This window comes from Roseomonas sp. CECT 9278 (assembly GCF_918698155.1).
In the GTDB taxonomy this organism is placed as follows: domain Bacteria; phylum Pseudomonadota; class Alphaproteobacteria; order Acetobacterales; family Acetobacteraceae; genus Neoroseomonas.
In genome coordinates, this window is sequence record NZ_CAKKLX010000001.1 from 1 (window position 1) to 26,558 (window position 26,558).

The window sequence follows — 26,558 nt, forward strand, 5'->3', positions numbered from 1 at the left end:
CCGCTGGTCTGCGCCTGCCATGGCGTGAGCGCGGCGGCCATCCGCGCCTGCGGCGCGCGCGACCTGGCCGGCGTCGGCGCCGCGACGGCGGCCGGCACCGGCTGCGGGTCCTGCCGGCCCGAGATCGCGGCGCTGCTGGCCCGCCAGCCGGAGGATGCGTGATGCGCCACTTCCCCGCCTTCCTGGACCTGGCAGGCCGCACCGTGCTGCTGCTGGGGCATGGCGACACCATCGCCCGCAAGTCCGAGCCGCTGCGTCGCGCCGGCGCGACGTTGCGCCAGGCAGCGCGCTTCGATGCCGCACTGCTGGATGGCGTGGTGCTGGCGATCGGCGCCGATGCGCCGGAGGCCGACCTGCAGGCGCTGTCGGCCGAGGCGCAGCGGCGCGGTATCCCGGTGAACATCGTCGATCGCGCCGCGCTCTGTTCGTTCATCATGCCGGCCATCGTCGACCGCGATCCGATCACGGTGGCGATCTCGACAGGCGGCGTCGCGCCGACCCTGGCGCGCCTGCTGCGCCAGCGGATCGAGACGGTGCTGCCGCCGCGCATCGGTGCGCTGGCGGCGCTGGCCGGCCGCTTCCAGGCGCTGCTGCGGCGCCGGCTGCCCGACCTGCCGGCGCGGCGGCGCTTCATCGACGCGGTGCTGCTGGGCCGGCCCGGCGAACTGGCCCTGGCCGGGCGCGATACGCAGGCCGAGGCCGCCTTCGCGCAGGCGCTGGAGGCGGCGGACACGGCGCCCGCGGGGATCGTGCACCTGGTCGGCGCCGGGCCTGGCGCGGCCGACCTGCTGACGCTGCGCGCGCTGCGACTGCTCGGCGAGGCGGATGTGATCGTGCACGACCGCCTGGTGTCGGAGCAGGTGCTCGACATGGCGCGGCGCGACGCCGAGCGGATCTTCGTCGGCAAGGCGCGCGCCAATCACTGCATGCCGCAGGCGGAGATCAACGCGCTGCTGGTGCGCCTGGCACGCGAGGGCAGGCGCGTGGTCCGGCTGAAGGGCGGCGACCCCTTCGTGTTCGGACGCGGCGGAGAGGAAGCCGCCGCGCTGGCTGCCGCCGGCATCGCGCACGAGGTGGTGCCCGGCATCACCGCCGCCCTGGCATGCGCGGCCGAGAGCGGCATCCCGCTGACGCATCGCGATGCCGCGCGGATGCTCACGCTGGTGACGGGGCACACGCGCGACGGGCGGCTCGACCTCGACTTCGCGGCATTGGCGCGGCCGGGGCAGACGATCGCGGTGTACATGGGCGCGGCGACCCTGCCGGATCTCTCGGCCGGATTGATCGCGGCGGGGCTTGATCCATCCACGCCGGCGGCGATCGTGGAGGATGGCGGAAGCGGCGCGTCGCGCCGGCTGGATGGCACGCTCGGCAGCCTGCCGCGGCAGTCGCGTGGCTGGTCGACGCGGCGGCCGGCACTGATCCTGGTGGGCGAGGTGGTGGGCCTGGCGCGACTGCCCTGCCCTGCATTCGAGTTGGTCGACGCAACCGCGGACCCCTGACCGCGCCGGGGCGCGCAGGGACCGGTTGAGAATGCGCCGAGCGGCGCCTTCTGCATGCCGGCACCGGCATTCTCAAACGGTCCCTCCGGCCGGGTGCATTCGTCCGGCGGTGGGCATCGCCATCAGTGCGCGCGGCATGCGGGTTCAGGTGGGCCACGCGGCGCAGCGCGATCCCTGTCGCGCGCCACGACGCGGCGGCGGATGCGCGGCCATCGCGGCGTGCGGTCCCCGGCGCTGTTCGTTGCGGCGGCGCACAACACGACCGGCAGGCGCCGTGCCTGGTGCGCGCCGCGAGAGCGAGTGTCGTCACGCGCATCCCGACCCGATCGGATGCTTCCAGCTGAGCGGGATCTGCTCTGGCGGCTGCGACGCCGTCAGGCGAGGTCGAGCAGCAGCGCCGGATGCCCGCATCCCGCCAGGAAGCGCAGCAGGTCGGCCGGCGCCAGCCCGGTGCTGGCCGCATTGGTCAGCGGATGCACCCAGATGCGATCGAAACCCTCGGCAAGGTGCCGGTCCATCACGAAGCGCACCGTGCCGGGCGCGGCATTCACCAGGCCCAAGGGCGTGACCGAGCCGGGCGGCACGCCGAGCGTGGCCACGAGTTCCTCCGCGCTCGCCATCGTCACCTTGCCGGCCTGCGCCAGGCGCGCAAGCACGTTGACCGAGACCTGGCGGTTTTCCTCGAGCGTCGCGAGCAGGAAGGGGCCGCTGCCCTTGGCCGGCTTGAGGAAAAGGTTCTTCGTGTGGCCGCCCGGCAATGCGCCGCGCAGCGACCGGCTCTCCGCCACCGTGAAGACGGGCGGGTGGTGGCGGGTGTCGGCGGCGATGCCGGCGGCGTCGAGGCGGGCGAGCACGCCCTCGGGCGTTTCCGGCATTCAGTCCAGGCGGATGTTGTTGGCGCGCACCACCGCCGCCCAGACCTCGATCTCGGCATCCAGCCAGCGGCGGAAGCTCTCGGGGCCCTCGGCCTTGTTGACGGCGCCGAGGGCGGTGATGCGTTCGGCGGTGGCCGGGACGGCCATGGCGGCGCGGATATCGGTGGCGAGGCGATTCACCATGGGCGCCGGCGTGCCGCCCTGCGCCAGCACGCCCTGCCAGGTGCCCGACTGCGCCGCCGGCCAGCCGAGCTCGGCGAAGGTCGGCACGTCGGGAAAGTCCGGCAGTCGGGCCGGCCCGGTGACGGCGATCGGGCGCAGCGTGCCCTGGCGGCAGAACGGCGCGGTGGCGGTGGCGCCGTTGATGAGCATCTGCGCTTCGCCCGCGGCAACCGCGGTCAGCGCCGCGGCGCCGCCGCGGTAGGGGACCTGCGTGAGGTCCGCGCCCCAATGCTGTGCCACGAGCAGCCCGGTCAGGTGATTGCCCACGCCGATGCCGGCATGGCCGATATTCAGGCGCTGCGGATTGGCCTTGGCAAAGGCGACGAGCTCGGCCGCGTTGCGCGCCGGCACCGAGGGATGCACGGCCAGGATGTAGGGTGCGTAGATCAGCATCGTGACGGGTGCGAGGTCGCGCTTCAGGTCGAATGGCAGGCGCGAATAGAGCGAGGGCGCCGTCGCCAGCGTCGAGACGTCGATGATCAGCAGGGTGTGGCCATCGGGCGGGGATTTCGCCACGAGGTCGGCGCCGATGTTGCCGCCGGCGCCGGTGCGGTTTTCCACCACGACGTTCTGGCCGAAGGCGCGGGTCAGGTCCGGGGCAAGGATGCGGGCCAGGATGTCGGAGGTGCCGCCGGGGGCGAAGGGGACGACGAATCGCACCGGGCGATCGAGGTTCTGCGCGGCGGACGGGCGGGCTGGCAGCGTGAGGGCGCCGGCGGCAAGGCCGAGCGCGGTGCGGCGGTACATGTCGTGATCCTCCCGGGGCGATGCCGTTGGCGCAAGGATCGCGCCAGCGAGGCGCAGGTGTCGAGGGGCTTTCGGTGCGGCGCGCGATGGCGGCCCCGGGCCGGTGGCCAGGGATGTGGCGTGCGCCGGCGGTCGGCGGGGCGATCGGCGAGGATTCCTGCGCGGGGTGGGTTGCATTCGCCGGCGAGCCATGCGATTAGCCCGGCCCGCTCGGAGCGCGGGCGTAGCTCAGGGGTAGAGCACGACCTTGCCAAGGTCGGGGTCGAGGGTTCGAATCCCTTCGCCCGCTCCAGTCGGTTTTCCAACCTCACATTTCTTGCTGCCAGGCAGCGCCGTGAACCGCAGGTTTCCTGGGGTTTTGCCGCGCCGGCTTGAGGGTTGGAGAACGCAACGACCCCGGAAATCGCTCTCCGGAGGCCCGAAAATCTCCGAAGCTCGGGGGTAACCCGATTTAACCCTCAAGCTTTATCCTATTGATCTTATAATCTTTTCTTTGCGCTGAGCTTGGGGCCATTCCACAAGCAGACCGGGTACCGGTGACTCCTCGGTACGCGAATCCCTTTGGGTAGGCCTCGACCCTTCTCAGTAGGTCCAATTCACATGGCGCACTGGCAGCCTGTTGAGCAGGTCGCGCCGTAGCGGCGCATGGGAAGCACCACCTCCATAACTGGCCCGATTGAACAGGCAGGGCCCAGCCTTGGGCGGGATCCCGACGTTGCGTCGGATCGACTGTCCACCGATGGGCAGTCGATCACCGCCTGCCGCAGCCTGGCCGCACCGGTCACCGTCAATCGAGCCGCCCGCACCGTCGAGGTTGTGCGGAGCACCGCCGCCCGGGCCCGAGCCGACCCGCGCCATACCACCCAGCGATCGCAGCGTTCTGGTCTCCGTCAACCTCGACAACGACGGCCGGCGCGAGGTTCTCGGCATGGTGACCGGCGCTTCCAAGCTCGAAGCTGTCTGTCTCGGCTTCTCTCGCTGCCTTACCAGCAGGGGCCTGCGCAGCGCGGAACTGCTAATCCCCGTATCAATGCGGAAGCGGCCCACAACCACCTTGATGGACAGGCCAAAATGGCCAAAACTAACCACTGATCGGGATGGGGCTACGCCATGCAGAGCATGTCGGCAAAGGAGGCGAAGTACGGCTTTGGGCGTTTGATCGACTTGGCTCGCGCCGCACCGGTGTTGGTCGCCAAGCATGGTCGGCCAGTCGTGGTAGTGATGTCAGTTGAAGAATACACGAAACTGAAAAGCCACGACGTTGTGGACGACAGTATAAAAATCACCAAGAGCAAAACGGCCGATCCAAATGGTGTTGAAAAGAACTGATCCGCATCGATGACAGCGACTAAAACCGAACGCGATCTTGAGGAGGCCTTGGTCTCAAAACTGAAGGACCTCAAGTACGAATGCCGTCCCGACATCCGAGATCGCGCCACACTGGAGCGAAACTTCCGTGAAAAATTCGAAAGCCTGAATCGTGTCACTCTGACCGACGGCGAATTTCAGAGGCTCATAGACGAAATCGTCACTCCTGACGTGTTCACCGCTGCTCGAACGCTTCGCGAGCGCAATAGCTTCATTCGTGATGACGGCACACCGCTCAACTACACGCTCGTCAACATCAGGGACTGGTGCAAGAATTCCTTCGAGGTGGTCAACCAGCTCCGTGTCAACACGGACAACAGCCACCATCGCTATGACGTCATTCTCCTGATCAACGGGGTGCCGGTCGTTCAGATCGAACTGAAGACTCTCGGCATAAGCCCGCGTCGCGCCATGGAGCAGATCGTCGAATACAAGAACGACCAGGGAAACGGCTATACAAAAACAATCCTGTGCTTTCTGCAGCTGTTCATCGTCAGCAACCGCGATCGGACGTTCTATTTCGCGAACAACAATGCACGCCATTTCGCCTTCAATGCCGAGGAGCGCTTTCTGCCGGTCTACGAGTTTGCCGATGTAGACAACAAGAAGGTTGTCCATCTCGATAGCTTCGCTGAGACCTTTCTCGTCAAGTGCACGCTCGGCCAGACCATCAGCCGTTACATGGTTCTGGTCGCAAGTGAGCAGAAGCTCCTAATGATGCGTCCGTATCAGGTCTACGCCGTGAAGGCGATTGTCGACTCCATCGCGCAAGATTGCGGCAATGGCTACGTCTGGCACACGACCGGCAGCGGCAAGACGCTCACGTCGTTCAAGGCGTCAACGCTCCTCAAGGACAATCCGGACATTGAGAAGTGCCTCTTCGTTGTGGACCGCAAGGATCTGGATCGGCAGACGCGCGAGGAGTTCAACAAGTTCCAGGAAGGCTGCGTCGAGGAAAACACCAACACCGCCTCCCTCGTTCGTCGCCTCGTCTCCGACGACTACGCTGACAAGGTCATCGTCTGCACGATCCAGAAGCTGGGCCTCGCGCTGGACGAAAACAGCAAGCGCAACAAGCAGCAGAAGAAGGACGGCAAGAAGAGCTTCAAGGAACAGCTGGAACCGCTACGCGACAAGCGCATCGCCTTCATCTTCGACGAATGCCACCGGTCGCAGTTCGGCGAGAACCACAGGGCTATCAAGGAGTTCTTCCCGCGCGCCCAGCTTTTCGGCTTCACGGGAACGCCGATCTTCGATCAGAACGCCGCCCAGCAGAAGATCGAGGACACGCAAGCCAGCTTGAAGACGACGGAAGATCTCTTCCAGCAGCGCCTTCACACCTACACCATCACGCATGCCATCGAAGACGGCAACGTCCTCCGGTTCCACGTCGACTATTTCAAGCCGCAGGGCAAAACCCTACCCAAGCCGGGTGAACCTCTGGCCAAGCGGGCGGTGATCGAGGCGATCCTCTCCAAGCATGACCAAGCCACCGGTCAGCGTCGGTTCAACGCCCTGCTCGCAACATCTTCGATCAATGACGCCATCGAGTATCACTCCCATTTCAAGACAATGCAGGCCGAGAAGCTGGCGGCCGATCCCAGCTTCCGCCCGCTGAACATCGCCTGCGTCTTCTCTCCGCCCGCCGAGGGCAATCCTGATGTCAAGCAGATCCAGGAAGACCTGCCGCAGGAGAAGGAAGACAACGCGGTTGAGCCGGAGAAGAAGAAGGAGGCCCTGAAGGCCATCCTCGCGGACTACAACACCCACTACGGCACCAACCACAAGATCGGGGAATTCGACCTTTATTATCAGGACGTTCAGAAGCGTATCAAAGACCAGCAATGGCCGAATTCCGACCTACGCAAGGCTTACCCCAATCTGCCGCGCCACAAGATCGACATCACGATCGTGGTGGACATGCTGCTGACCGGCTTTGACTCGAAGTTCCTGAACACCCTTTACGTCGACAAGAACCTGAAGCATCACGGCCTGATCCAGGCCTTCTCGCGCACCAACCGAGTGCTGAACGCCACCAAGCCCTATGGCAACATCCTCGACTTCCGCCAGCAGCAGGGGGCCGTCGATGCCGCCATCGCCCTTTTCTCAGGCGAGGCGGCTGCCGAAAAGGCCCGGGAAATCTGGCTGGTGGACAAGGCTCCCGTGGTCATCCAGAAACTGGAAACTGCGGTGCAGAAGCTCGATGCCTTCATGAAGTCGCAGGGGCTCGATTGTGCGCCCGAAGCCGTGCCCAACCTGAAGGGCGACGCGGCCCGCGCAGCGTTCATCGAGCATTTCAAGGAGGTCCAGCGGCTCAAGACCCAGCTTGACCAGTACACAGACTTGACCCCGGAAAACGCCGCAGCGATCGAGCAGGTGCTGCCGCGCGACAATCTTCTTGGCTTCCGCGGCGCCTACCTGGAAGCGGCCCAGCGCCTGCGGGCCCAGCAGGGCAAGGACGCGGACAAGCCTAGCCAGGACGCCGACCAACTGGACTTCGAGTTCGTCCTCTTCGCCTCGGCCGTCATCGACTATGATTACATCATGGGTCTGATCGCTCGCTATTCCGAGGCGACACCCGGCAAGCAGAAGATGAGCCGTGAGGAGCTGATCGGCCTGATCCAGTCCGACGCCAAGTTCATGGACGAGCGTGAGGACATCGCCGCCTACATCGCCACGCTGAAGGCGGGTGAGGGTCTGAGCGAGAAGGCTATCCGCGAGGGCTATAGCCGCTTCAAGGCCGAGAAGAACGCGGCTGAGCTGGCGGGCATTGCGGGCAAGCACGGCCTTGCCGCCGAGGCGCTTCATGGCTTCGTCGATGGCATCCTGCGGCGGATGATTTTTGATGGCGAGGCACTGACCGATCTAATGGAGCCCCTTGGTCTAAACTGGAAGGCGCGGCGGGTGAAGGAACTGGACCTGATGGCCGACCTGATGCCGCTGCTAATGAAGCGTGCCGGTGGCCGCGATGTTTCGGGGTTGAGTGCTTATGAACACTAGGTCAATATCCCTTACTGCTGAGGATGACAGTAACTCGACGGTGACGCCGAAGCGGCGCTTTCCGAAGTTCGAAGGGGCGGCAGGTTGGAAAATTGAGAAGGTCGACAAACTAGTTGAGACGGTCACTCCGCCTAAGAAATTGCCAACTTCGCACTACGCCCCCAGCGGCCAATTTCCGATTATTGACCAATCTAAATTGGACATCTGCGGTTGGACTAGCGACCATGCTGCTTTGATTCAAGACGGGCTCCCGCTCATCGTTTTTGGAGATCACACTTGTATTCTGAAGCTTATCGACCGTCCTTTCGCTCAAGGCGCCGATGGCATCAAGATACTTAGCTGCCGCCCAAAGGTGGAAACGTATTTTCTATACCAATACCTCAACTATCGACCGGTCGTTACTGAAGAATACAAAAGGCACTACTCTATACTGAAGGAAAAACTAGTCCCCTTTCCTAACGCCAAAACGGGCGAACAACAAAAGATCGCAGACTGCCTGGCTTCTGCGGACGCGCTGATTGAGGCGCAGCGACGGAAGGTGGAGGCGCTCAAGGCCCACAGGAAGGGCCTGATGCAGCAGCTTTTCCCCAAGGAAGGCGAAACCGAACCCCGCCTCCGCTTCCCCGAGTTTGAAAGCTCTGGTGAGTGGGAGGAAGGCACTATCTCTGATATCGGGACCGTGCTGCAAGGTTACGGTTTTCCTGAAAGGCTCCAAGGTCTGAAGACCGGTGATTATCCCTTCTACAAGGTGAGCGATATTTCGAGATCCTTGAGTGTAGGCAGGACATTCATCGAGAGCTCGGCAAACTACGTCAATGAGAACCATCTGAAAGAATTGAGGGCTAAGCTGATCCCAGCAGGAACGACTGTATTTGCCAAGATCGGTGAGGCGATCCGTTCCGATAAGAGAGCTATCACTACAACTCCGTGCCTAATTGATAACAACGCAGCGGGTGTGAAGTCGATCAAAGTAAGAGCGACCGACTTCTTCATTTATTTGACGATGGAGCAGATATCTCTGATCGATCATGCCGGCGGGGTAGTCCCAGCGGTGAATAAATCGGCGATTGAAGCGATACCCGTGAAATTTCCCAAGGTTGCGGAGCAACAGCGCATCGCCGACTGCCTCGGCTCTCTCGACGACCTCATCACCTCCGAGAGCCAGAAGCTCGACACCCTCAAGACCCATAAGAAAGGGCTGATGCAACAGCTTTTCCCCTTGGTCGAGGACGATGACGCATGAGCGGCATCCGGACGTATCAGAGCCTGGCCAAACTTGTGACCCGGTTGCGGGATGATCTGAACGACGCCGATCTCGTGCTGCTTTACGCCTACAACCGCACTGGCAAGACGCGCCTGTCGATGGAATTCAAAGACGCGGGCAAGCGCAAGACCAAGAAGAACCCGACCGCGACCCCAGACACCCTCTATTTCAACGCCTTCACCGAGGATCTGTTCGTCTGGGAAAACGACCTTGAGGGCGACAGCGTCCGTCGTCTTCAGCTGAACGAGAAGTCGTCCTTCTTCAACGCGATGACCGAGCTCGCGTTGGACGAAACGATCGCCCAATATCTCTTTCGATACGCCGATTTCGAGTTCGACTTCACCTACAGGGATGTCGAGCAGGGCAAAGAGACCGTCTCAAAGCCGGATTTCGTGAGCTTTCGGAAGGACGGCGTGCGCAACATCAAGGTGTCGCGCGGCGAACAAAACATCTTCATCTGGTGTGTGTTCATGGCGATCTGCGAGCGCATGCTGGACGGGCATGAATCCTATCAGGGCAAAAAGTATCTCTACATCGACGATCCAATCTCGTCGCTGGATGACAACAACGCGATCTCAGTCGCCTGCGATCTGGCGAAGCTCCTCCGCCGGGCGGCGACCCGGAAAGACGGCGCGGGCGCGCCGGCGCCAATCAAGGTGATCTTCTCCTCGCATCACTCCTTGTTCTTCAACGTGATGTGCAACGAAGTCAGCAGACGGATCGACGGCGAGCCAAAGATCACCCACAAGCGCTGTTTCCTGCATCGCCCAGGTGGCGACGGCACCTACACGCTTCAGGCCACCGAGGACACGCCCTTCTTCCACCACGTCGCCACTTTGGCTGAATTGCAGCGCGCCGCCGATCCCAACAAGGGAAAGCTCTACACCTTCCATTTCAATGCCTTACGCAGCGTCATGGAGAAGACGGCCTCTTTCTTCGGGCATCCGAGCATGGCGTTCTGCCTGAAGACGCTCGACAACGAGGAAGACCGGGCGCTGTTCAACCGTGCCCTGAACCTGCTGAGCCACGGCGCCTATGCCATCCATGAACCCACGGAAATGGGTGAGGATAACAAGGCACTCTTCCGGCGTATCCTGAGCCAGTTCATCACGCGGTTTGAGTTCGCCCTGCCAGGCGTTGTCGCCGCCCAGACCGCGGCCCTGGCGCTGGCGCCCGCCGCTGAGGAAGCACCCGCACAATGAACGACCACAATCAAAAGCAGCTGGGCAGAACGCTCTGGAACATCGCTGATACACTGCGTGGCGCGATGAATGCGGACGATTTTCGCGACTACATGCTGTCTTTCCTCTTCCTGCGCTACCTCTCTGACAATTACGAGATGGCCGCGAAGAAGGAGCTCGGGCGCGACTACCCAGATCCCAACGCGATCGGCAATGGCGGGCGCTCGCCCCTTTCTGTTTGGTACGCGGAGAACCCCGATGATGTGGTGGCTTTTGAGAAGCAGATGCGCCTCAAGGCGCACTACGTCATCAAGCCGGAACACCTCTGGACCAGCATCGCCCATATGGCGCGCACCCAGAACGACGAGCTGCTGAACACCCTGCAGGCCGGCTTCAAATACATCGAAAACGAGTCGTTCCAGAGCACGTTCGGCGGCCTTTTCTCGGAAATCAATCTTGGCTCTGACAAGCTCGGCCGGACATACGCTGATCGCAACGCCAAACTCTGCACCATCATTACTGAGATCGCCAAAGGGCTCGCCGATTTCTCGTCCGATGTGGATGCGCTGGGCGACGCCTACGAATATCTGATTGGCCAATTTGCGGCCGGCTCGGGCAAGAAGGCGGGCGAGTTCTATACCCCCCAGCAGGTATCAGACATCCTTTCCGCGATCGTGACCCTGGACAGCCAGGAGCCCGCAACCGGAAAGAAAGAACGGCTCGCCAGCGTGCTCGACTTTGCGTGCGGCTCCGGTTCGCTGCTGCTGAACGTGCGCAAGCGCATGGGGCCGCACGGCATCGGTAGAATCTACGGGCAGGAAAAGAACATCACCACCTACAACCTCGCCCGTATGAACATGCTGTTGCACGGCGTGAAGGACACGGAATTTGAAATCTATCACGGCGACACGCTGACCAATGACTGGGACATCCTGCGCGAGTTGAATCCTGCCAAGAAGCCCTCCTTCGATGCCGTCGTGGCCAACCCGCCCTTCAGCTTGCGCTGGGAACCGACTGAGGCGATGGGCGACGATGTGCGGTTCAAGAACTACGGGCTGGCCCCCAAGTCAGCCGCGGATTTCGCCTTCTTGCTGCACGGCTTCCACTATCTGAAGGATGAGGGCGTCATGGCCATCATCCTTCCTCATGGCGTGCTGTTCCGAGGAGGGGCAGAGGAGCGCATCCGAACCAAGCTGTTGAAGGATGGCCACATCGACACGGTCATCGGCCTTCCGGCGAACCTTTTCTATTCGACGGGTATCCCGGTATGCATCCTTGTTTTGAAGAAGTGCAAGAAGCCGGACGACGTACTTTTTATCAACGCGGCTGAGAATTTTCTAAAAGACAAGCGTCAAAACAAATTGGGAGATGGTAAGAACGGAACGCCAGATCACATTGGCAAAATCGTCACGACCTACCAATTCCGCAAGGAAGAAGACCGATATTCCAAGCGTGTGAGCTTGGAACGTATTGCTGAGGAGGGGTACAACCTCAACATCTCTCGTTACATCAGCACCGCTGTGGGCGAGGAAGAGATCGATCTGCCGGCCACTCAGGGCGAGCTGTTTGAGATTCAGAAACAGATCCGGGACGCGACTTCGAGGCACAACGCCTTCTTGAAAGAACTTGGACTTTCCCTGTTGCCGGGCGCCGAATGAATGTTTGTATTTCGTAATGCCGAAAACGCGGACATACTGCTCGCACAAGCCAAAGCCCCGGTCGTGTTATGGCGTTCTGGCAATCGGCCTTAATCCTGGCCACTGCTGCTCCCAACAGACTGGGGATGGCCGCATCAGCATCGTCAGCGTCATGCACTCCGGCTGCCGTCCGTCCAGGATTGCCGTGACGATGTCCGGGGCCAGGAGGGTCAGGCGGAGAAGGCTGCTCAGGTAGCCGCGCTCGAGGCGCTCGGCGACGGCCATCTCGGTGATGGACGCGTAGCGCCCCTCGTCGAGCATCCGCTGATATCGGAACCCCCTGGCCAGCGCCTTCACCAGCGTGGGGTCGGCCCTTGTTGTGACCGGCGCCACGCCATCGGTCATCGGTGTCACGACGGTCTTCCGGCCTGGCCGGTGGCGGATCGCCAGCGGCACCCGGACCGTGATGCTGGTCGCGGCCGTCATGCTGCCACCCTTAGGGCATCCGGCCGGATGGCGCCGAGGTCGCGGACGAGCCCGCCGAGCCCTTCCAGCCGCAGTCGAATGTCAGCGCCAGCCGGGCCGACTATCACCCGCTCCACCAGCGACCGCACAATCCGCGCCTGCTCCGCGGGGAAGAGATGCTCCCACAGCGGGTCCAGCCGATGTAGCGCATCCTGCGTCTCGTCCTCGGTCAGGTCGGGCGCCTCCCTGCGCGCCGCACGCCAGGTGCCGACCACGATCTCCGGTTGGCGCAGCAGCGCCCGCACCTGCTCCACTACCGCCGCCTCGATCTCCGCCGCCGATACCCGGCGCACGATGGTGTCGTCGCCGGCGGCGTCGCCCTTCAGCACGCGCTGGGCCACGTAGTAGCGATAGAGGCGGCCGCTCTTCCTGGCGTGGGTCGGCGACAGCGCCCGTCCATCTACCCCAAAGATCAGACCCTTCAGCAGCGCCGGCGTCTGCGCCCGATTCTGGTTGGCGCGGACCCGAGGGCTGATCTGCAGCACGGCATGCGCCCGATCCCAGAGCTCCCGCGGCACGATGCCCTGGTGCTCGCCGGGATAGACCTGCCCCTTGTGCGCGGCCTCGCCGACATAGGTGCGGTTGCTCAGCAGCTTGTAGACGTCACCCTTGTCCAGCGGCCGGCCCGCCTTGCTGGTAGCGCCCTCCGCCCGGAGGCGGGCGACGGTCTCGATGCCGGATCCCGTCTCCGCGAAGATCTCGAACACCCGGCGCACCCGCGCCGCCTCGTCCTCATTCACCACCAGTTTCCTGGCGATCACGTCGTAGCCGAGAGGTACCTTGCCTCCCATCCACATGCCGCGGGCGCGGGAGGCCGCGAATTTGTCGCGGATCCGCTCGCCAATGACCTCTCTTTCGAATTGGGCGAAGCTGAGCAGGATGTTCAGCGTCAGCCGCCCCATGCTCGTGGTCGTGTTGAACGACTGCGTGACGGACACGAAGGTCACGCCATGCGCGTCCATCACCTCCACCAGCTTGGCGAAATCCATCAGCGAGCGGCTGAGCCTGTCGATCTTGTAGACCACGATGACGTCGACCAGATCGGCCTGAATGTCGCGCAGCAGGCGCTGCAGCGCCGGCCGCTCCAGGGTCCCGCCAGAGAAGCCGCCGTCGTCGTAGCGGTCGCGCACCAGCACCCACCCCTCGGCGCGTTGGCTGGCGATGTACGCCTCGCAGGCATCGCGCTGTGCATCGAGGGTATTAAACTCCTTCTCCAGCCCCTCGTCCGTGGATTTGCGCGTGTAGACGGCGCAACGCAGCTTCTTGGTCGTCGCCGGCATGGCCGGCTCGATGCGGGCGCGGCGGCTCATGCATCACCCCGCGCGCGCAGCCCGAAGAACGTCAAGCCGTTCCAGCGCGTGCCGGTGATGTGGCGCGCGATGGCTGAGAGCGACTTGTACGGCCGACCCTCAAATTCAAAGTCGTTGACGCGGACGGTGACCACGTGTTGCACGCCCTGCCATTCCCGGATCAGACGCGTGCCGGCCAGCGGGCGGCTGTCGGCGCGGATGCGGCGCAGGACGACGTTGCCGCCGTCTAACTGCTCGCCCAGCGCCACCAGCCGATCGACGGTCTCGGGCTTCAGCCCGCCATACGCGAGCTCCTGGATGCGATACGCCAGCCGGCTCTGGATGTAGGCCCGGTTCCAGGGCGGCGGCTCCTTGCCGAACAGCTCCCGCCATTGGTCCTTCAGCGTGGCGGTGGGCGCCGCCTGCAGCGCGGCGAGGCGACTCAGCACCTGCGTGGGCGGGATCTTCGGGATGGTGGGTGCCGGCGCGGACGCGGCGGTGGATCGTCTGGTCATGCGAGTCCCTTCCTGTTGGGGTTCGCATGCAGGCGCTGCCTGGCGGTGGAGTGTAGGGGAACGTCTCCCACCCCCCGAGCTATCTCGGCATCGCGCGCTTCATCCTCGGCAACGCGGCTGCGCAGCCGCACCAGGCCGGCAGCAAGGATGCTGCACACCTCGCGGAGGTGGGGCGGAAGCTGGGGGTTGCCGGAGGTCGAGGGGGGGATGCGTGCCACCCCCTCCCATTACTCACCCATCGGACAATCCGTATCACGCCGAAGATGCAGATTGGATTCGACTTTCACCCGCTCTGGTTGATAGAACGGAGAGTGAACTCATCACCGGGCCGTTACGTAATGAGCAAGGACGATTTCCAGCGCTTCGCCGGCCAACGGTTCCTCCGAACCGTTGAGGCTGGTCTCCTGCACGCCTTCTTTGAGCGGTATGGCATTACGCCGGAACGGCTCGACTTGTCGCTGCTTGAGACGTCACCCGATCAGGGCAGGACGGCGGTGAACGCCTATCTCCTCCAGACGCCCAAGGAGGAAATCCCGGAAAGCCTGACGGCGGACCTGCACCGAATCGAGCGCCTCGGGAAGCCGGTCGGCCAGGAAGCCCTGCTGCAGGAGGCGCGGCGCCGCGGTGTCGAACTTCTGCCAGCCGCACTCCTGGCGAAGACCGGCACGCGCAGCCTCGCCCTCCGCGCCTTCATCCACCAACCGGAAGTCTTTGAGGGCGCCGAGAACGGCCTGGCCTTTCTCCAGCCGCAGGCGGTCATGGAATTTGTGGCGCCGGAAGAGGGCATTCCGGCCGATCTCAGCGATGATCGTCTGCGCACGCTCGAGGCGCATGCCCGCGCGATCTTCCAGGCCGAGCTCCGCGATGAGTTCTGCGAAGCGCTCGCGTATCACGATGGGGACGATGTGAAGGTCTCCATCCGTCATGGCGCGGTGCTCACCATCACCGAGGTCCTGGAAGGCCGGCGCAAGCGCATCCGCAGCTTCCGCGAGATCGACAATGCCGTGCTGGCCTATTCTGCGATGGACGGCCGACTAAGGATCTGGGGCTGTAGCAAGGCCAGCCGTGCCGCCTTGGCCAAGGCCTTCGCGGAGGTCATCCTCGATAACCCGGGGCTGTTCAGCGCCGCGGCGTCGCGGCGCCTCTACACGTTGCAGGCCGTAGAGCGGGCTGGCGCTGCATTTCAGTTCCGGCATGGGCACGACGTTGGCATCGCCGGGATCCAGATCTATGAGGCACAGGCCAACAAGGTGGCGGTCGGCAAGGGTGGCCGCGAGAAGGTCATTCGCTCGCTGATCGCGCGTGAGGCCGATGGTAATGCGTTGCAGGCGCTGCACGAAAGCCGCCCGGAAATCAGCTTCCAGTCCGGCACCTGGCGCCTTGCCCACCTGATCTTCAAGATCACGCTAAAGGTGGAAGGCCCGCGGCCTCCCGTTATCACCGTCAAGATCAAGCCCAGCGACATGCTGAGCTTTCCGAGAGAACGCCACCAGCGGCGCGTCATGACGCTGCTCGCCATGAACGAGATGCTGTGTGAACGAGAGCCTGCCCGTACTGCTCTTGCGGCAGAGTGAAGGCGGCGATCCGGCCTATCTGCTGGGCGTCCCCAACCTCTCGCCTGCTGCTGCCAGCGCTTTCCAGCAGTTGCTGGCGCTCGGCGTGGTCCTGCATCGAAGAGTGCTCGACACCTGGGATCCCTGTGCCACCTGCAGTTGCGGCGCGGAGGAGCGCCGCGTCCGATGGATCGACAGCGCACCATTCGCCATTTGCCCCCTCTCCCGCGAGGACGACGAGGCCCTCGATCCAGGCGACCTTCAGCTTTTCCAGATCTCGCTGTCCCGCTTGACCGAATTGGTGGGTCGTGCCGCCGCGCTGGATGACCGGCCTGAACAGGTCGCGCCTTGCCTTTGGCGTTTGGGGCGCCTGGCGGGCGGCCGGGTGCTGCTGCTGGCGACTTCATCCTCGGCTGTGCGCGGCGCTGGCGTCTTCGATCGGCTGAAGGCCTTGGACAGATCGGCGCACATCACGCTGATCGCCAACATGAAATCGGCCGTCGACATCGCCGCGCTCGCGGAGCGCGGCATCGATGTCGTGCCCCCCGACGAAGCGTTCATGCCGAGCGAGCCGACCAGGCCGGTGCGGGTGGATCTGAACCGGCTGCTGATGGTCACGGTTACGTCCGACCCCGACGTGCTCGAGGTGAGTCCGCTGGCGTTCACCTCTGCGTATGGCGGCCGGGCATTGCCGTTGGAACCACGAGACGCTCGGGTACTGAACATCCTGGCCCGCGAAGCCGATGATGGCGGATCCCTGGCGACCCGGGACGATCTGTATCGCGCGCTCGTGGGCAGGGACGATGCCGATGCACCAGTTGGCGACGAGCAGCTGGAGAAGTCCGTCAGCCGCATCCGTGGCGCCCTCTGCGATGCGAGGGGCATGCCTCGTGCCGAGGGAAAGCGGCTGATCGCCGCAGTCCGAGGCCACGGATATCGCCTTGTAACACCGACCATCCGGGTTCTGATCAGGTAGGCGCCAGCCGCCGAGAGGAAGCCGAGAGGTTTCGGGAGGAAGCCGAGAGGCCCGCCCCGGCCATCGGCGCGAAGGTCCGCCATCGCAACACGATGGATGGACCCGCCCATGGCCCAATCGCCTCGCCTTCCCGATCTCACCCCGATTCATTGCCTGGCCGCGAAGGAGGCGAAGCGCCTCTGCCGCACCCTGCATCTGCCCGACCACGAGCGGGAGGATCTGCGCCAGGATCTCCTGCTGGATTTTCTGGCGCGGCTGCCAGCGTTCGATCCGAGCAAAGCTGACCTCCCGGCCTTTGCCATGGTGTGCTTTCGCCATGCCGGGACCCGCATCGCTCGCCGCGTCACGGCTGAGCGCGCCGCCCGCCATCCCCGCTCCCTCGACGATGCGCTGCCGAACACCGAGGGGCTGACGCTCGGCGACACCATCGGCGAGGCCGATGGCTACGCCGCGTGGTGCGGCCAATCCACGGATGCCATCGCGGCGCTGGAGCGCCGCCTCGACTTGGAGCGCGCGGCCAGCGCGATTGCCCCCGAGGACTATCCCCTCTGTGCCGCCCTCAGCGAGCACACGCCGCATGAATTCGGCGAGCAGAAGACGATGCCGCGCATGCGCATCTATCGCCGCATCCGGGAAATGCGCCTGCGGCTGCTCGCCGCCGGCATCCCCTCTGCCGCCTGATACGGATTTCGAGGTGGCTGAGTAATAGTGGTCATGGACAAACCCATCCCCGACATCCGCGCAGTGGCGAAGCCTCTCACCGAGGCGTCGCTCTGCACCTGGCTGGGCGCCGCAGCACCTGGCGACAGCATCACCTACCACCGCGGCGCACTCGCCCGACAGGTCTGCCCGCAGTTGCAGTGCCTGCCCGAGCCGGAGCGCACCGCGCTGCAGCGCCTGGCGGCCCGCGCCTGGAAGCTGGCCGAGCTCGGCCTGGCGGATATCGTGCAGCGCCGCCACGGCTACGAGGACTACGCCTACATCCTCGTCGCCCGGCGCCGGCCGCGTCGCTATGCGTCGTCCATCCTGCCCCTGCTGCTCGCGGAGGCCGCGTGATGGACGCGCCCCGCACCAACCGCCCCACCCTCGACGCACTGCGCCACATGCCGGTGAGCGACGTCATCGCGCTTCCCGCCGAGCATCTGGCGCTGCTGCAGACCGATGCGCGCGAGGCACTGGATGCCGCCAAGCGCATGCAGGACTGGATCGAGGCCGCGATTGCGCTGCGCTACGAGCAGCGTGCCGTCGGCGCACGTGCCGCGGCCGGGAAGGACACTGGCACGGTCCGCTTCCAGGACGGCGCCGTGGAGATCGCGGTCGATCTACCCAAGCGGGTGGAATGGGACCACACGCGGCTCGCCGCGCTGTCCGAACAGATCCGCGCCGGCGGCGAGGATCCCGGCCAGTATGTCGAGGTCAGCCTCAAGGTCTCGGAGCGGGCTTACACCGCCTGGCCGGAGCGTATCCGCGCCGCCTTCGAGCCGGCCCGCACGGTCCGCACCGGCCGCGCCACCTATCGCTTGGCCATCCTGTCCGAGACCGCGCTGTGCGACAGCCCGCATGCCGGTGGAATCATCCCAGTGCGGGCAGGCCGCTGATGGCGCTCCGCATCGTCACGGCCGACGACCGGCTCTCCGCCGCCGCGAACAAGACCACCATGGTCATCGTCGGCGAGAGCGGGTCGGGCAAGACCACGCTGGTCAAGGCATTGCCCGACGTCGAGACGGCCTTCCTCGACCTCGAGGCCGGCATGAAGTCCGTGCAGGACTGGCGCGGCGACAGCATCCCCGTCCGGTGCTTCGAGGACATGGTGGTTCTCGCCTCCCTGATCGGCGGCCCGAACCCTGCCGCCCCGCCCACCGCCTTCTTCTCGAACGAGCACTACGCCCACTACGCCGCGCAGCATCCCGACCTCGTCGCGATGCTCGCCCGCAAGTCGATCATCTTCGTCGACAGCATCACCGATCTGACGCGCCAGGCCATGGTCTGGGCGAAGAAGCAGCCCGAGGCCTTCTCGGACAAGACCGGTAAGCCGGACACCCGCGGCGCCTATGGGCTGCTCGGGCGCGAGGTCATTGGCCTGCTGAAGCACCTCCAGCACGCGCCAGGCAAGACGGTGATCCTGGTCGGCATCCTGGAGAAGCACACCGACGACTTCGGCCGCGTCACCTGGCAGCCGCAGATGGAGGGCGGCAAGGCCGGCCGCGAACTCCCCGGCATCGTCGATCAGGTCATCACCCTCTCGCTGTTCTCCCGCGATGGCGACGGCGCGCTGGTCCACGACCCTCAGCGCGGCACGGAACGCCGGCTGGTCTGCCAGGCGGGCAACCGCTTCGGGCTGCCGGCCAAGGACCGCTCCGGGCGCCTCGACGAGACCGAGCCGCCGGATCTGCTCGCGCTGCTCCGCAAGATCAACGCTCCCGCCCCATCCCCAGCCTGACCCGAACCCGAGAGGCGCACCGATGTACGACATGAACGACGCAGAGCTGCCGCGCGGCTCCGACCTCATCCCGGACGGCACCTTTGCCAAGGTGACCATGGTGATCCGCCCCGGTGGCGTGGACGGTCAGGGCGAGGCGGACCGGGGCCTTCTGAAGGCATCCCGTGGCGGCGGTGACACCGCCATGGTCGACGGCGAATTCACCGTCGCTGCCGGCCCGCACATCCGCCGCAAGTTCTGGCAGACCTTCACGGTGGTCGGCGGCAAGGTCGATGAGCACGGCGTGTCCATCGCCTGGAAGATCTCGAAAGGGACCTTCCGAGCCATGATCGACAGCGCGCTGGGTCTCGACCCGCAGGATATGGGCGAGGCCGCCAAGGCGAAGCGGGTCCTGCGCGGCTTGTCCGACCTGTCGGGCATCACCTTCGCCGCGAAGATCCGGGTCGAGCCGGCGAATGACCCGCGCTACAGCGACAGCAACCGCCTCGACCGCGTGGTGCTGCCGGGCGAGCCGGAATATGCGCGCATCATGGCGGGCGAGCCGGTGCCGGCCTCGCCCAGCGGCCAACGCGCAGCAAAGCCCGCAGCTGCTCCCGTGCCTACCGCCCCGGCCTGGGCCAGCACGGCAGCGCCGCAGGCCGCCGCACCAATGTCGCCCTCCTGGGCAGCACCGGCCGCCGCGCCGTCTGCCCCGCCCCCGCGTTCGGCACCCCCCGCCGCCGGCGGCCCGGCCTGGCTGAACGGGTGATGCGCCGATGGTCCGTCGCCGCTGGACGCGGCCGGCGCAGCCGCGTGCTGCGGCCAAGTCCCTGTCACCGGCGCGCGGTTGCACGCCTGAGGACCAGGTTCGTCGCCTCACCTGCGCGCTCTGCAGCCGGGAGGCGAAGGGCTTCGGCTACATCCACGAGATGCGGCTGGGCGAGTTTCCGCATCACCGCTTCTGCTCGATGCGGTGCTGCGAGGCGGGCGGCGCGATGGCCCGCAGGTCCAACGGCGTGATCGACAAAACGCAGATGGAGGAGCGCGCGGTGAAGGACGCGCGCCGGCCGCTCGCGGAAGTGCTGGTGGAGATGAACCTCATGGCGCCGTTCCACGACCGCAGCGCGGTGGAGATCGACCGCATCATCGAGGCCTGCGTCGACGGCTTTCAGGCATCGATGCAGCGCCAGGCCGCCGAGCGGGATCCGCTCGACGACCCGATTCCTTTTAGCTGAGGGAGCATTGCCATGAGCACCGGTGAAATCTGGCGCGATGTTCCCAGCCTGCCTGGCGTGCTGGCCAGCAGCGAGGGGCGCGTGATGATCACGCCCTATCGCGGCCCCATGCCGAACGGCGGAGAGCGCCCCTATGGCGGCACGCCGACCTTTGGCGTGTGGAACAAGCTCGACGCGCGCTTCGTCACCACCGTCGGCGAACGCACATGGAAGGTGGCGCGGCTTATCGCTGAAGCATTCCACGGCCCGCCGCCATTCGACGGCGCCGTCGTCATGCATCTCGATGAGAACGCGGTGAACAACCGTGCCAGCAATTTGCGGTGGGGGACGCAGAAGGAGAATCTCAACGCACCTGGCTTTCTCAACTACTGCCGTTCGCGGACTGGCGACGATAGCCCGTCCGTGAAGGGGCGGCGGAAGGCCAGCGCCCCATGATCCTCGACCTCAACCACCAATCCGGCCTGGTCTATGGGCGATCCGCGCACACCGGCACGGACACCACCGCGCGCATCAACGCGCATGTCGATGCCGCACTGGTAGTCCGCAATCAGCGGCAGCGACCACGCGACTATCTCGGCGGCAGTCGCGTCGGCGAGGCCTGCGCCCGAAAGCTGGTCTACGAGGTGTCCCACGCGCCAAAGGATGCCGGCCGCGACTTCGACGGCGGCATCCTGCGCATCTTCGACGCCGGGCACCAGTTCGAGACGCTGTCCATCCGGTGGCTCCGCCTGGCCGGGTTCGATCTGCGCGATCGCGGTGCCGATGGCGAGCAATTTGGCTTTGCCGCCGCGGGCGGAAAGCTCCGTGGTCACGCCGACGGCGTCATCGTGGCCGGGCCCGATGTCGGCATCCGCTGGCCGTCGCTCTGGGAGCACAAGGCGCTCGGTCAGAAGTCGTGGAACGACCTGGTCAAGCACGGCCTGCGCCAGTCCAAGCCGATCTACTTCGCCCAGGTGCAGCTCTACATGGCCTACCTCGAACTCGAGGTGGCGCTGCTCACCGCGCTGAACCGCGACACGCTGGCGCTGCACCACGAGGTGATCCCCTTCGACGCAGCCGAGGCGCAGCGCCTGTCCGATCGTGCGGTCGACATCCTGCGCGCTGCTGAGAATGGCGAGTTGCCGCCCCGCATCGCCGCGCACGCTGACTTCTATCTCTGCCGCTTCTGTCCCTACGCGGCCCGCTGCTGGGAGCATGTCCAATGACGCCTGTCACTTCGTCGCGCATGATGCCTCTTGCCTTCAGCTTGAAGCGTCATGTCCTTCGTCACGCGCATCGCTTCTGGTGCGAGATCGATGCCAAGGAGGTCGCGACCGCCCCGATCTACATCTTTCCAGATGGTCGCCGCTTCGACTCTGACGATGTCGAGCGGCTCGCCACCAGCAATTTGGCCGGCACACTCAAGCTGCCGCACCCTCACTGCATCTTTGAACTTCAGGATCCTGAACAGCCCGAGGCATGTCTCGCCTCCTATGCACGTGCCACTGAGGCGGGGGTCGATAGCTTCCTGTTCCGCTTTCTCCCAGAGCGGAATTGCTGGAGCGACCTGATGGCCGCAGTGGAATTCCTGCCCAACGGTGTGGCCGAAGTCATGGGCCACCCGAAGGAGCAGGACCCGAACCACTACGCGCCGACCTTCGAGGCCGCTACCTCCATGGTCTGGCGTGCGCTCGGACTACTTTCGATCCCCACACCCCTGGCCGAACAGCAGCTCTCGCCACTGCGTCGGCGATCCTTTGCGAAGGATGGCGTGCGCGGATGGACCTATCGCGTTGCCGACATCCAGCCGCACATCATCGCATCCGCGCTGGCTGAGCGGAGCGGCTCACATGCCTCACCCCGTTGGCACATTCGCCGTGGCCACTGGCGTGCGCTCGCTGGTGGTCGCCGCGTCTTCGTCCGCGAGTGCGAGGTCGGCGATATCGCGCGTGGTGGCGTGATCAAGGATTACCAGGTGAATGGCGGGGATCTGCCATGAGCTTCACCCCATCCCCACAGCAGGCCGATGCAATCCGCGCCATCGTGGATTGGTTTCAGAACCGCACGCACCAACAGCAGGTCTTCCGCCTGTTCGGCTTTGCCGGCAGCGGCAAGAGCACCGTCATCACCTACGCCATCCAGGCGATCGGCATCGACGTGGCTGCCAGCGGTGACGAGGAGGATGCGGCACGCCGCCGCATTCTCTTCGCCGCCTTCACCGGCAAGGCGGCGCTGGTGATGACGCGCAAGGGCACCCCCGCCTCCACCATCCACTCCCTGATCTATCGCGTCTCGGAGGCGACGCCCGAGGAGATCGACCGCGTGGAGCGGGACCTGCTCGACCTGCAGCGTGGTCTCGGGCGCATGGGACCTGCCGAGCGCGCCTTCGCCGAGATGCAGATCAGCAAGCTGCAGCTGCGGCTGGCGGACATCCACAAGCCGACCTTCTTGCTGAACGAGCAGTCGCTCGTGCGTGATGCCGACCTCGTCGTGTTGGACGAGGTGTCGATGGTCGGCCCCGAGATGGCCGCCGATCTGCTGGCCTTTGGCAAACCCATCCTGGTGCTGGGCGATCCCGGCCAGCTGCCGCCGATCAAGGGCACCGGCGCCTTCACCGAGGCAAGGCCGGACATCATGCTCACCGAGATCCACCGCCAGGCCGGCGAGAGCGCCATCATCCGCCTCGCCACGATGGCGCGGCAGGGCATCGACATCCCGCCCGGCGAGCATGACGCGCATGTCTGGAAGCTGCCGCGCAATGCGGTGCGGCCCGAGCAGATGTTGCGCGGCGGCCAGGTCATCTGCGGCCGCAACGACACGCGGCGCTGGCTCAACAGCCAGATCAAGCAGGCCGCTGGCTTTCCAGCGCCCTATCCCGCGGGCCAGGACGAGAAGCTCATCTGCCTCAAGAATCGCCATGACCTGAGTCTGGTCAACGGGATGTTCCTGTCGCTGGCGGAGATTCAGCACGAGAGCGACCTGGCCTTCTCGGCCACCATCACCACCGAGGATGGCGTCGCCATCTCTGGCCGGCACCGCTTCTATAAGGGCCATTACGACGACCACGTCCGCTACGACCGGGAGCGGCTGACCCGCGACTACCGCGAGATGCGTGGGCTGATCGAGAGCAGCTGGGGCTATGCCATCACCTGCCACAAGGCCCAGGGCAGCCAGTGGGAGAATGTCGTCGTCTACGATGACGGGCTGAGCCGCACGGCCGAGGACCGCAATCGCTGGCTCTACACCGCCATCACGCGCGCCGAACGTGGGTTGGTGATCCTTGATTGACCTGAACGACGCGGCGCCGCCGGCACCATCCTTCCGCTACGACCTGGACGCCATCGGCCCCCGCCTGCGCGACACGGCACATGCTTGGGTGCCCGGGCTGTTCCCCAATGGGCGGCGCCAGGGCGATGAATGGCGTCTCGCCAACATCCAGGGCGCGCCGCCGCGCCAATCCGGATCCTGCGTGATCATGCTGGCCGGCGAGCATGCCGGCGACTGGCATGACTTCGATGGCGCGCAGGGCGGTGGGCCATTCAGCACGCTGGAGCATGGCACCGGCCTCTCGGGCCGGCTGCTGTTCGCCGAGGCTGCGGCGCGTGTCGGTTGGACGGGCGACGCACCGGTGCGTCAGGAGCCACCGCCGGCGCGCAAGCCCGAGCGCGACATGACGCACGAGATCGGCTTCGTGCGGGAGCATGCGGTGCCGATCGCCGGCACGCCCGCCGAGCACTACCTCCAGGGCCGCGGCCTGGCCGTGCCGGTCGGCGCCGACCTCCTGTTTCATCCCGACCTGACGAATTTCGAGACCAAGGCCGGCTACCTGGCGATGATCGGCTTGGTTCGCGATCTCGCCGGCGAGGTGATCGCGCTCCATCGCTCCTATCTCCAGCAGGATGGCGACACCGTCCGAAAGGCCGATGTCCCCAAGCCACGCATGATGATGGGCAAGGTGGGTGGCGGCGCGGTGCGCCTGGCGCCGATCGGCACCCACGGCGTGCTCGGGCTCTGCGAGGGCATCGAGACCGGCCTGGCCGTCATGGCTGCCTGCCCAGGGCTGCCGGTCTGGGCCACGCTCTCCACCTCCGGCCTCGAGCAGGTGCAGCTGCCGCCCGAGGCCCGGCGCATTGTCATCCTGGCCGACCATGACACCTCCGGCGCCGGCATGCGCGCCGCGGACGCTGTGGCAGGCCGCCTTCGCCGCAACGGCATCGTCACCGCCATCGCCGTGCCGCCTCAGCAGGGCGACGACTTCAACGACATGCTGGGCCGGGATGGCCCCGAGGCCATCGCCGCCCTGGTGGACGCCGCCCTGCGCAGTGCCGGCACGCCGCCACCACCGGCCGAGGACGAGACCGGCCGCCACCTGCCGCTGGGATTCCTGGAACCCACAGCGCCATTGCCGGTGCTGCGCGCCGATGAGGGCAATCTCCGCCGCGCCACCGATCGCGCCTGGAGCGCCGTCCTCGCCTCCAACCGCACCCCTTGGCTGTTCCGGCTCGGGGGGCTGCCCAGCTGGGTCACGCCGGACGATGAGGGCCGGCCCGTCGCCGCCACGGTCTCGGAGGAGCGGCTGCGCCACATGCTGGCCAAGCTGGCCGACTGGCGGAAGGTCAACGCCAAGGGCGACGCCATTCCCGCGCCGCCGCCCACCGGCGTGGTGAAGTCGCTGCTGGCCACCCCGGATCCGGGCCTGCCTATCCTCGCTGGCATCGTCACCACGCCGGTGTTCGGGCGAGGCGGCGTGCTGCTCACCGAGCCCGGCTACCACCCCGACGCCCGGCTGCTCTACCGCCCGACCGTGGGCTTTCGCCTGCCATCCGTTCCAGACCGCCCTTCAGGCCAGGACATCGCCGCCGCCCGCTCCCTGCTGTTGGATGACCTGCTGGGCGACTTCCCCTTCACCAGCACCGCAGAGCGCGCCCACGCCCTGTCCCTGCTGCTGCTGAGCTTCCTGCGGGCCATGATCGATGGCCCAACGCCGTTGCATCTGATCGAGAAGCCCACCCCTGGCACCGGCGCCACGCTCATGGTGGACGTCATCGCCACCGTCCTGACCGGGGTCGGCGCCTCCGTCATGACCGAAGGGCGCGACGACGAGGAATGGCGCAAGCGCATCACCGCCAAGCTGCGGCAGATTCCATCGCTGATCCTGATCGACAATCTGCGCGAGCAGCTGGACAGCTCCGCCCTGGCTGCGGCCCTGACCGCCCCGTTCTGGGAGGATCGCATTCTCGGGCAATCCGAGATGACCCGGCTGCCCATCCGCTGCGCCTGGGTCGCCACGGGCAACAACCCCACCTTCTCGAACGAGATGGCGCGGCGCCTGGTCCGCATTCGGCTCGACGCGCACACCGACCAGCCCTGGCGCCGCGACAGCTTTCGCCATCCCGACCTCATGGTGTGGGTGCGCGCCAATCGCGGCCGGCTGGTCGCCGCCTGCCTCACCCTCTGCCAGGCCTGGATCGTGGCAGGCCGGCCCCGCGGCGGCCGCAGCATCGGCAGCTACGAGATCTGGGCGCAGACGCTGGGTGGGGTGCTGGAGGTGGCCGGCATCGAGGGCTTCCTCGGCAACCTCGACGAGATGATGGCGGCGTCTGACAGCGAGGGCGGGGCGTGGCGGGCTTTCGTGCAGACTTGGTGGGACCGCTTCGGCACGGCGGAGGTCAGCGCCAGCGACCTCTTTGGGCACGCCAGGATGGCCGATCCGCCACTGCCGATCAGCGCGAAGGATGAAAACGGACAGCGCGTTCGCCTCGGTCGGGCCCTCAGCAAGATGCGCGATCGCGTGTTTCGGGTCAGCGATAGGCGCGTGCGTCTCCAGTCCGGCGGCGCGTCGCACAACGCCCAGCGCTGGCGGCTGACGACGTCTCAGGAAAGCAACACCGGAAAATCCTCCCCTTCCTCCCCTGTAGGACCGCAGGCGGGGAGGATTGGTGAGGGTCGGGGAGGATTCTCCGACAATCCTAACCTAGCAACGATCCAGGATTTACCTGGCGCGGGGGAGGAAGGGGAGGAAGGGGAGGATTTTTCCTCCCCCTACACATGCGCGCACGCGCGCACACACATGAACCGAGGGCCGGGAATTTCCTCCCCTTCCTCCCCTTCCTCCCCGAACCCTGATTCTACCTCGGTTTTTCGAGGGGAGGATCGCGGGGAGGATGCGGCGCAACCCTCCCCATCCTTCCCTGGTCCCCCGGCCTGGCTGGATGGCGTGCCGTGATGCGCCGTCCGCACAGCACCGGCCCGCCCAGACCCCGATCGACTG

The 26,558-nt window shown here is 65.5% G+C and carries 25 protein-coding genes and 1 tRNA gene; 21 read left to right on the top strand and 5 right to left on the bottom strand.

The window, feature by feature from the left end; translation table 11 throughout:
- The first annotated feature begins 3 nt into the window (after positions 1–3).
- Together LQ222_RS00005 and cysG are read left to right on the top strand one after the other, a co-directional pair.
- On the top strand, positions 4–162 hold the full coding sequence (locus tag LQ222_RS00005; RefSeq protein WP_256443976.1) for a (2Fe-2S)-binding protein: 159 nt from the start codon (positions 4–6) through the stop codon (positions 160–162).
- Entirely contained in the window at positions 162–1,502 is a 1,341-nt protein-coding gene (gene cysG / locus LQ222_RS00010; RefSeq protein ID WP_230163704.1) for a siroheme synthase CysG, read from the top strand. Before LQ222_RS00005 ends, cysG begins: the two co-directional genes overlap by 1 nt.
- A 374-nt stretch (positions 1,503–1,876) precedes the next feature.
- Here the strand turns inward: cysG and LQ222_RS00015 are convergent, their stop codons facing one another.
- Both LQ222_RS00015 and LQ222_RS00020 read right to left on the bottom strand, forming a co-directional pair.
- The gene (locus tag LQ222_RS00015; RefSeq protein WP_230163705.1) at positions 1,877–2,377 is read right to left on the bottom strand and encodes a prolyl-tRNA synthetase associated domain-containing protein; all 501 of its coding nucleotides are present in this window, start codon (positions 2,375–2,377) and stop codon (positions 1,877–1,879) included.
- On the bottom strand, positions 2,378–3,346 hold the full coding sequence (locus LQ222_RS00020) for a tripartite tricarboxylate transporter substrate binding protein (protein ID WP_230163706.1): 969 nt from the start codon (positions 3,344–3,346) through the stop codon (positions 2,378–2,380). It abuts the gene before it with no gap.
- 217 nt (positions 3,347–3,563) lie between these two features.
- Here LQ222_RS00020 and LQ222_RS00025 point away from each other — a divergent pair.
- The 6 genes from LQ222_RS00025 (at position 3,564) to LQ222_RS00050 (ending at position 11,817) form a co-directional block, all read left to right on the top strand.
- A tRNA-Gly gene (locus LQ222_RS00025) sits at positions 3,564–3,638 on the top strand.
- Positions 3,639–4,456: 818 nt separating this feature from the next.
- A complete protein-coding gene (locus tag LQ222_RS00030) occupies positions 4,457–4,675 on the top strand; it encodes a type II toxin-antitoxin system Phd/YefM family antitoxin (protein WP_230163707.1) in 219 nt (72 codons plus the stop codon).
- A 9-nt stretch (positions 4,676–4,684) separates the two neighbouring features.
- The gene (locus tag LQ222_RS00035) at positions 4,685–7,714 is read left to right on the top strand and encodes a type I restriction endonuclease subunit R (RefSeq protein WP_230163708.1); all 3,030 of its coding nucleotides are present in this window, start codon (positions 4,685–4,687) and stop codon (positions 7,712–7,714) included.
- A gap of 40 nt (positions 7,715–7,754) precedes the next feature.
- Positions 7,755–8,957 (top strand): restriction endonuclease subunit S, encoded by a 1,203-nt coding sequence (locus LQ222_RS00040; RefSeq protein WP_230163709.1) that lies wholly within the window; start codon positions 7,755–7,757, stop codon positions 8,955–8,957.
- Positions 8,954–10,180: an AAA family ATPase gene (locus LQ222_RS00045; protein WP_230163710.1), complete on the top strand. Its 1,227-nt coding sequence runs from the start codon at positions 8,954–8,956 to the stop codon at positions 10,178–10,180. Before LQ222_RS00040 ends, LQ222_RS00045 begins: the two co-directional genes overlap by 4 nt.
- Positions 10,177–11,817 carry a type I restriction-modification system subunit M gene (locus LQ222_RS00050; RefSeq protein ID WP_230163711.1) on the top strand — a complete coding sequence of 547 codons (1,641 nt, stop codon included), beginning with the start codon at positions 10,177–10,179 and terminating at the stop codon, positions 11,815–11,817. The genes LQ222_RS00045 and LQ222_RS00050 overlap by 4 nt, the downstream gene beginning before the upstream one ends.
- Positions 11,818–11,883: 66 nt before the next feature.
- On the opposite strand, the gene LQ222_RS00055 is transcribed toward LQ222_RS00050, so the two are convergent.
- Genes LQ222_RS00055 through LQ222_RS00065 form a run of 3 tightly spaced genes read right to left on the bottom strand, consistent with a single transcriptional unit; the run spans position 11,884 to position 14,125 of the window.
- The gene (locus LQ222_RS00055) at positions 11,884–12,282 is read right to left on the bottom strand and encodes a hypothetical protein (protein WP_230163712.1); all 399 of its coding nucleotides are present in this window, start codon (positions 12,280–12,282) and stop codon (positions 11,884–11,886) included.
- Positions 12,279–13,631, bottom strand: a complete 1,353-nt coding sequence (locus LQ222_RS00060; RefSeq protein WP_230163713.1) for a recombinase family protein — start codon at positions 13,629–13,631, stop codon at positions 12,279–12,281. Before LQ222_RS00060 ends, LQ222_RS00055 begins: the two co-directional genes overlap by 4 nt.
- Positions 13,628–14,125, bottom strand: a complete 498-nt coding sequence (locus LQ222_RS00065) for a DUF2924 domain-containing protein (protein WP_230163714.1) — start codon at positions 14,123–14,125, stop codon at positions 13,628–13,630. The genes LQ222_RS00060 and LQ222_RS00065 overlap by 4 nt, the downstream gene beginning before the upstream one ends.
- Positions 14,126–14,463: 338 nt before the next feature.
- Here LQ222_RS00065 and LQ222_RS00070 point away from each other — a divergent pair, with 338 nt between their 5' ends.
- The 13 genes from LQ222_RS00070 to LQ222_RS00130 all read left to right on the top strand — a co-directional run bounded on the left by LQ222_RS00070 (position 14,464) and on the right by LQ222_RS00130 (position 26,513).
- Positions 14,464–15,699 (top strand): hypothetical protein, encoded by a 1,236-nt coding sequence (locus LQ222_RS00070; RefSeq protein ID WP_230163715.1) that lies wholly within the window; start codon positions 14,464–14,466, stop codon positions 15,697–15,699.
- On the top strand, positions 15,659–16,654 hold the full coding sequence (locus tag LQ222_RS00075; RefSeq protein WP_230163716.1) for a helix-turn-helix domain-containing protein: 996 nt from the start codon (positions 15,659–15,661) through the stop codon (positions 16,652–16,654). The genes LQ222_RS00070 and LQ222_RS00075 overlap by 41 nt, the downstream gene beginning before the upstream one ends.
- 108 nt (positions 16,655–16,762) lie before the next feature.
- Positions 16,763–17,335, top strand: coding sequence for a sigma factor (locus LQ222_RS00080; RefSeq protein ID WP_230163717.1), 573 nt, complete (start codon positions 16,763–16,765; stop codon positions 17,333–17,335).
- Between the two features lie 33 nt (positions 17,336–17,368).
- Entirely contained in the window at positions 17,369–17,710 is a 342-nt protein-coding gene (locus LQ222_RS00085) for a hypothetical protein (protein ID WP_230163718.1), read from the top strand.
- Complete coding sequence (locus tag LQ222_RS00090) at positions 17,710–18,252, top strand: hypothetical protein (RefSeq protein WP_230163719.1); 543 nt, start codon at positions 17,710–17,712, stop codon at positions 18,250–18,252. The genes LQ222_RS00085 and LQ222_RS00090 overlap by 1 nt, the downstream gene beginning before the upstream one ends.
- A complete protein-coding gene (locus tag LQ222_RS00095; protein ID WP_230163720.1) occupies positions 18,252–19,094 on the top strand; it encodes an ATP-binding protein in 843 nt (280 codons plus the stop codon). The genes LQ222_RS00090 and LQ222_RS00095 overlap by 1 nt, the downstream gene beginning before the upstream one ends.
- A 31-nt stretch (positions 19,095–19,125) precedes the next feature.
- Positions 19,126–19,842, top strand: a complete 717-nt coding sequence (locus LQ222_RS00100; protein ID WP_308071520.1) for a hypothetical protein — start codon at positions 19,126–19,128, stop codon at positions 19,840–19,842.
- A gap of 7 nt (positions 19,843–19,849) precedes the next feature.
- Entirely contained in the window at positions 19,850–20,308 is a 459-nt protein-coding gene (locus LQ222_RS00105) for a DUF6511 domain-containing protein (RefSeq protein WP_230163722.1), read from the top strand.
- 12 nt (positions 20,309–20,320) lie between these two features.
- Positions 20,321–20,743 (top strand): HNH endonuclease signature motif containing protein, encoded by a 423-nt coding sequence (locus LQ222_RS00110; RefSeq protein ID WP_230163723.1) that lies wholly within the window; start codon positions 20,321–20,323, stop codon positions 20,741–20,743.
- The gene (locus tag LQ222_RS00115) at positions 20,740–21,513 is read left to right on the top strand and encodes a PD-(D/E)XK nuclease family protein (RefSeq protein ID WP_230163724.1); all 774 of its coding nucleotides are present in this window, start codon (positions 20,740–20,742) and stop codon (positions 21,511–21,513) included. Before LQ222_RS00110 ends, LQ222_RS00115 begins: the two co-directional genes overlap by 4 nt.
- The gene (locus LQ222_RS00120) at positions 21,510–22,286 is read left to right on the top strand and encodes a hypothetical protein (RefSeq protein WP_230163725.1); all 777 of its coding nucleotides are present in this window, start codon (positions 21,510–21,512) and stop codon (positions 22,284–22,286) included. The genes LQ222_RS00115 and LQ222_RS00120 overlap by 4 nt, the downstream gene beginning before the upstream one ends.
- Complete coding sequence (locus LQ222_RS00125; RefSeq protein ID WP_230163726.1) at positions 22,283–23,575, top strand: ATP-dependent RecD-like DNA helicase; 1,293 nt, start codon at positions 22,283–22,285, stop codon at positions 23,573–23,575. Before LQ222_RS00120 ends, LQ222_RS00125 begins: the two co-directional genes overlap by 4 nt.
- A complete protein-coding gene (locus LQ222_RS00130; protein WP_230163727.1) occupies positions 23,568–26,513 on the top strand; it encodes a toprim domain-containing protein in 2,946 nt (981 codons plus the stop codon). The genes LQ222_RS00125 and LQ222_RS00130 overlap by 8 nt, the downstream gene beginning before the upstream one ends.
- Positions 26,514–26,558: the final 45 nt, after the last annotated feature.

Coding starts and splice junctions, on each gene's coding strand:
- LQ222_RS00120 (WP_230163725.1), top strand. CDS start 21,510: ATGACGCCTGTCACTTCGTCGCGCATGATGCCTCTTGCCTTCAGCTTG.
- LQ222_RS00125 (WP_230163726.1), top strand. CDS start 22,283: ATGAGCTTCACCCCATCCCCACAGCAGGCCGATGCAATCCGCGCCATC.
- LQ222_RS00100 (WP_308071520.1), top strand. CDS start 19,126: ATGAACGACGCAGAGCTGCCGCGCGGCTCCGACCTCATCCCGGACGGC.
- LQ222_RS00105 (WP_230163722.1), top strand. CDS start 19,850: ATGGTCCGTCGCCGCTGGACGCGGCCGGCGCAGCCGCGTGCTGCGGCC.
- LQ222_RS00050 (WP_230163711.1), top strand. CDS start 10,177: ATGAACGACCACAATCAAAAGCAGCTGGGCAGAACGCTCTGGAACATC.
- LQ222_RS00070 (WP_230163715.1), top strand. CDS start 14,464: ATGAGCAAGGACGATTTCCAGCGCTTCGCCGGCCAACGGTTCCTCCGA.
- LQ222_RS00110 (WP_230163723.1), top strand. CDS start 20,321: ATGAGCACCGGTGAAATCTGGCGCGATGTTCCCAGCCTGCCTGGCGTG.
- LQ222_RS00060 (WP_230163713.1), bottom strand. CDS start 13,631: ATGAGCCGCCGCGCCCGCATCGAGCCGGCCATGCCGGCGACGACCAAG.
- LQ222_RS00015 (WP_230163705.1), bottom strand. CDS start 2,377: ATGCCGGAAACGCCCGAGGGCGTGCTCGCCCGCCTCGACGCCGCCGGC.
- LQ222_RS00035 (WP_230163708.1), top strand. CDS start 4,685: ATGACAGCGACTAAAACCGAACGCGATCTTGAGGAGGCCTTGGTCTCA.
- LQ222_RS00095 (WP_230163720.1), top strand. CDS start 18,252: ATGGCGCTCCGCATCGTCACGGCCGACGACCGGCTCTCCGCCGCCGCG.
- LQ222_RS00045 (WP_230163710.1), top strand. CDS start 8,954: ATGAGCGGCATCCGGACGTATCAGAGCCTGGCCAAACTTGTGACCCGG.
- LQ222_RS00090 (WP_230163719.1), top strand. CDS start 17,710: ATGGACGCGCCCCGCACCAACCGCCCCACCCTCGACGCACTGCGCCAC.
- cysG (WP_230163704.1), top strand. CDS start 162: ATGCGCCACTTCCCCGCCTTCCTGGACCTGGCAGGCCGCACCGTGCTG.
- LQ222_RS00065 (WP_230163714.1), bottom strand. CDS start 14,125: ATGACCAGACGATCCACCGCCGCGTCCGCGCCGGCACCCACCATCCCG.
- LQ222_RS00115 (WP_230163724.1), top strand. CDS start 20,740: ATGATCCTCGACCTCAACCACCAATCCGGCCTGGTCTATGGGCGATCC.
- LQ222_RS00020 (WP_230163706.1), bottom strand. CDS start 3,346: ATGTACCGCCGCACCGCGCTCGGCCTTGCCGCCGGCGCCCTCACGCTG.
- LQ222_RS00030 (WP_230163707.1), top strand. CDS start 4,457: ATGCAGAGCATGTCGGCAAAGGAGGCGAAGTACGGCTTTGGGCGTTTG.
- LQ222_RS00085 (WP_230163718.1), top strand. CDS start 17,369: ATGGACAAACCCATCCCCGACATCCGCGCAGTGGCGAAGCCTCTCACC.
- LQ222_RS00080 (WP_230163717.1), top strand. CDS start 16,763: ATGGCCCAATCGCCTCGCCTTCCCGATCTCACCCCGATTCATTGCCTG.
- LQ222_RS00055 (WP_230163712.1), bottom strand. CDS start 12,282: ATGACGGCCGCGACCAGCATCACGGTCCGGGTGCCGCTGGCGATCCGC.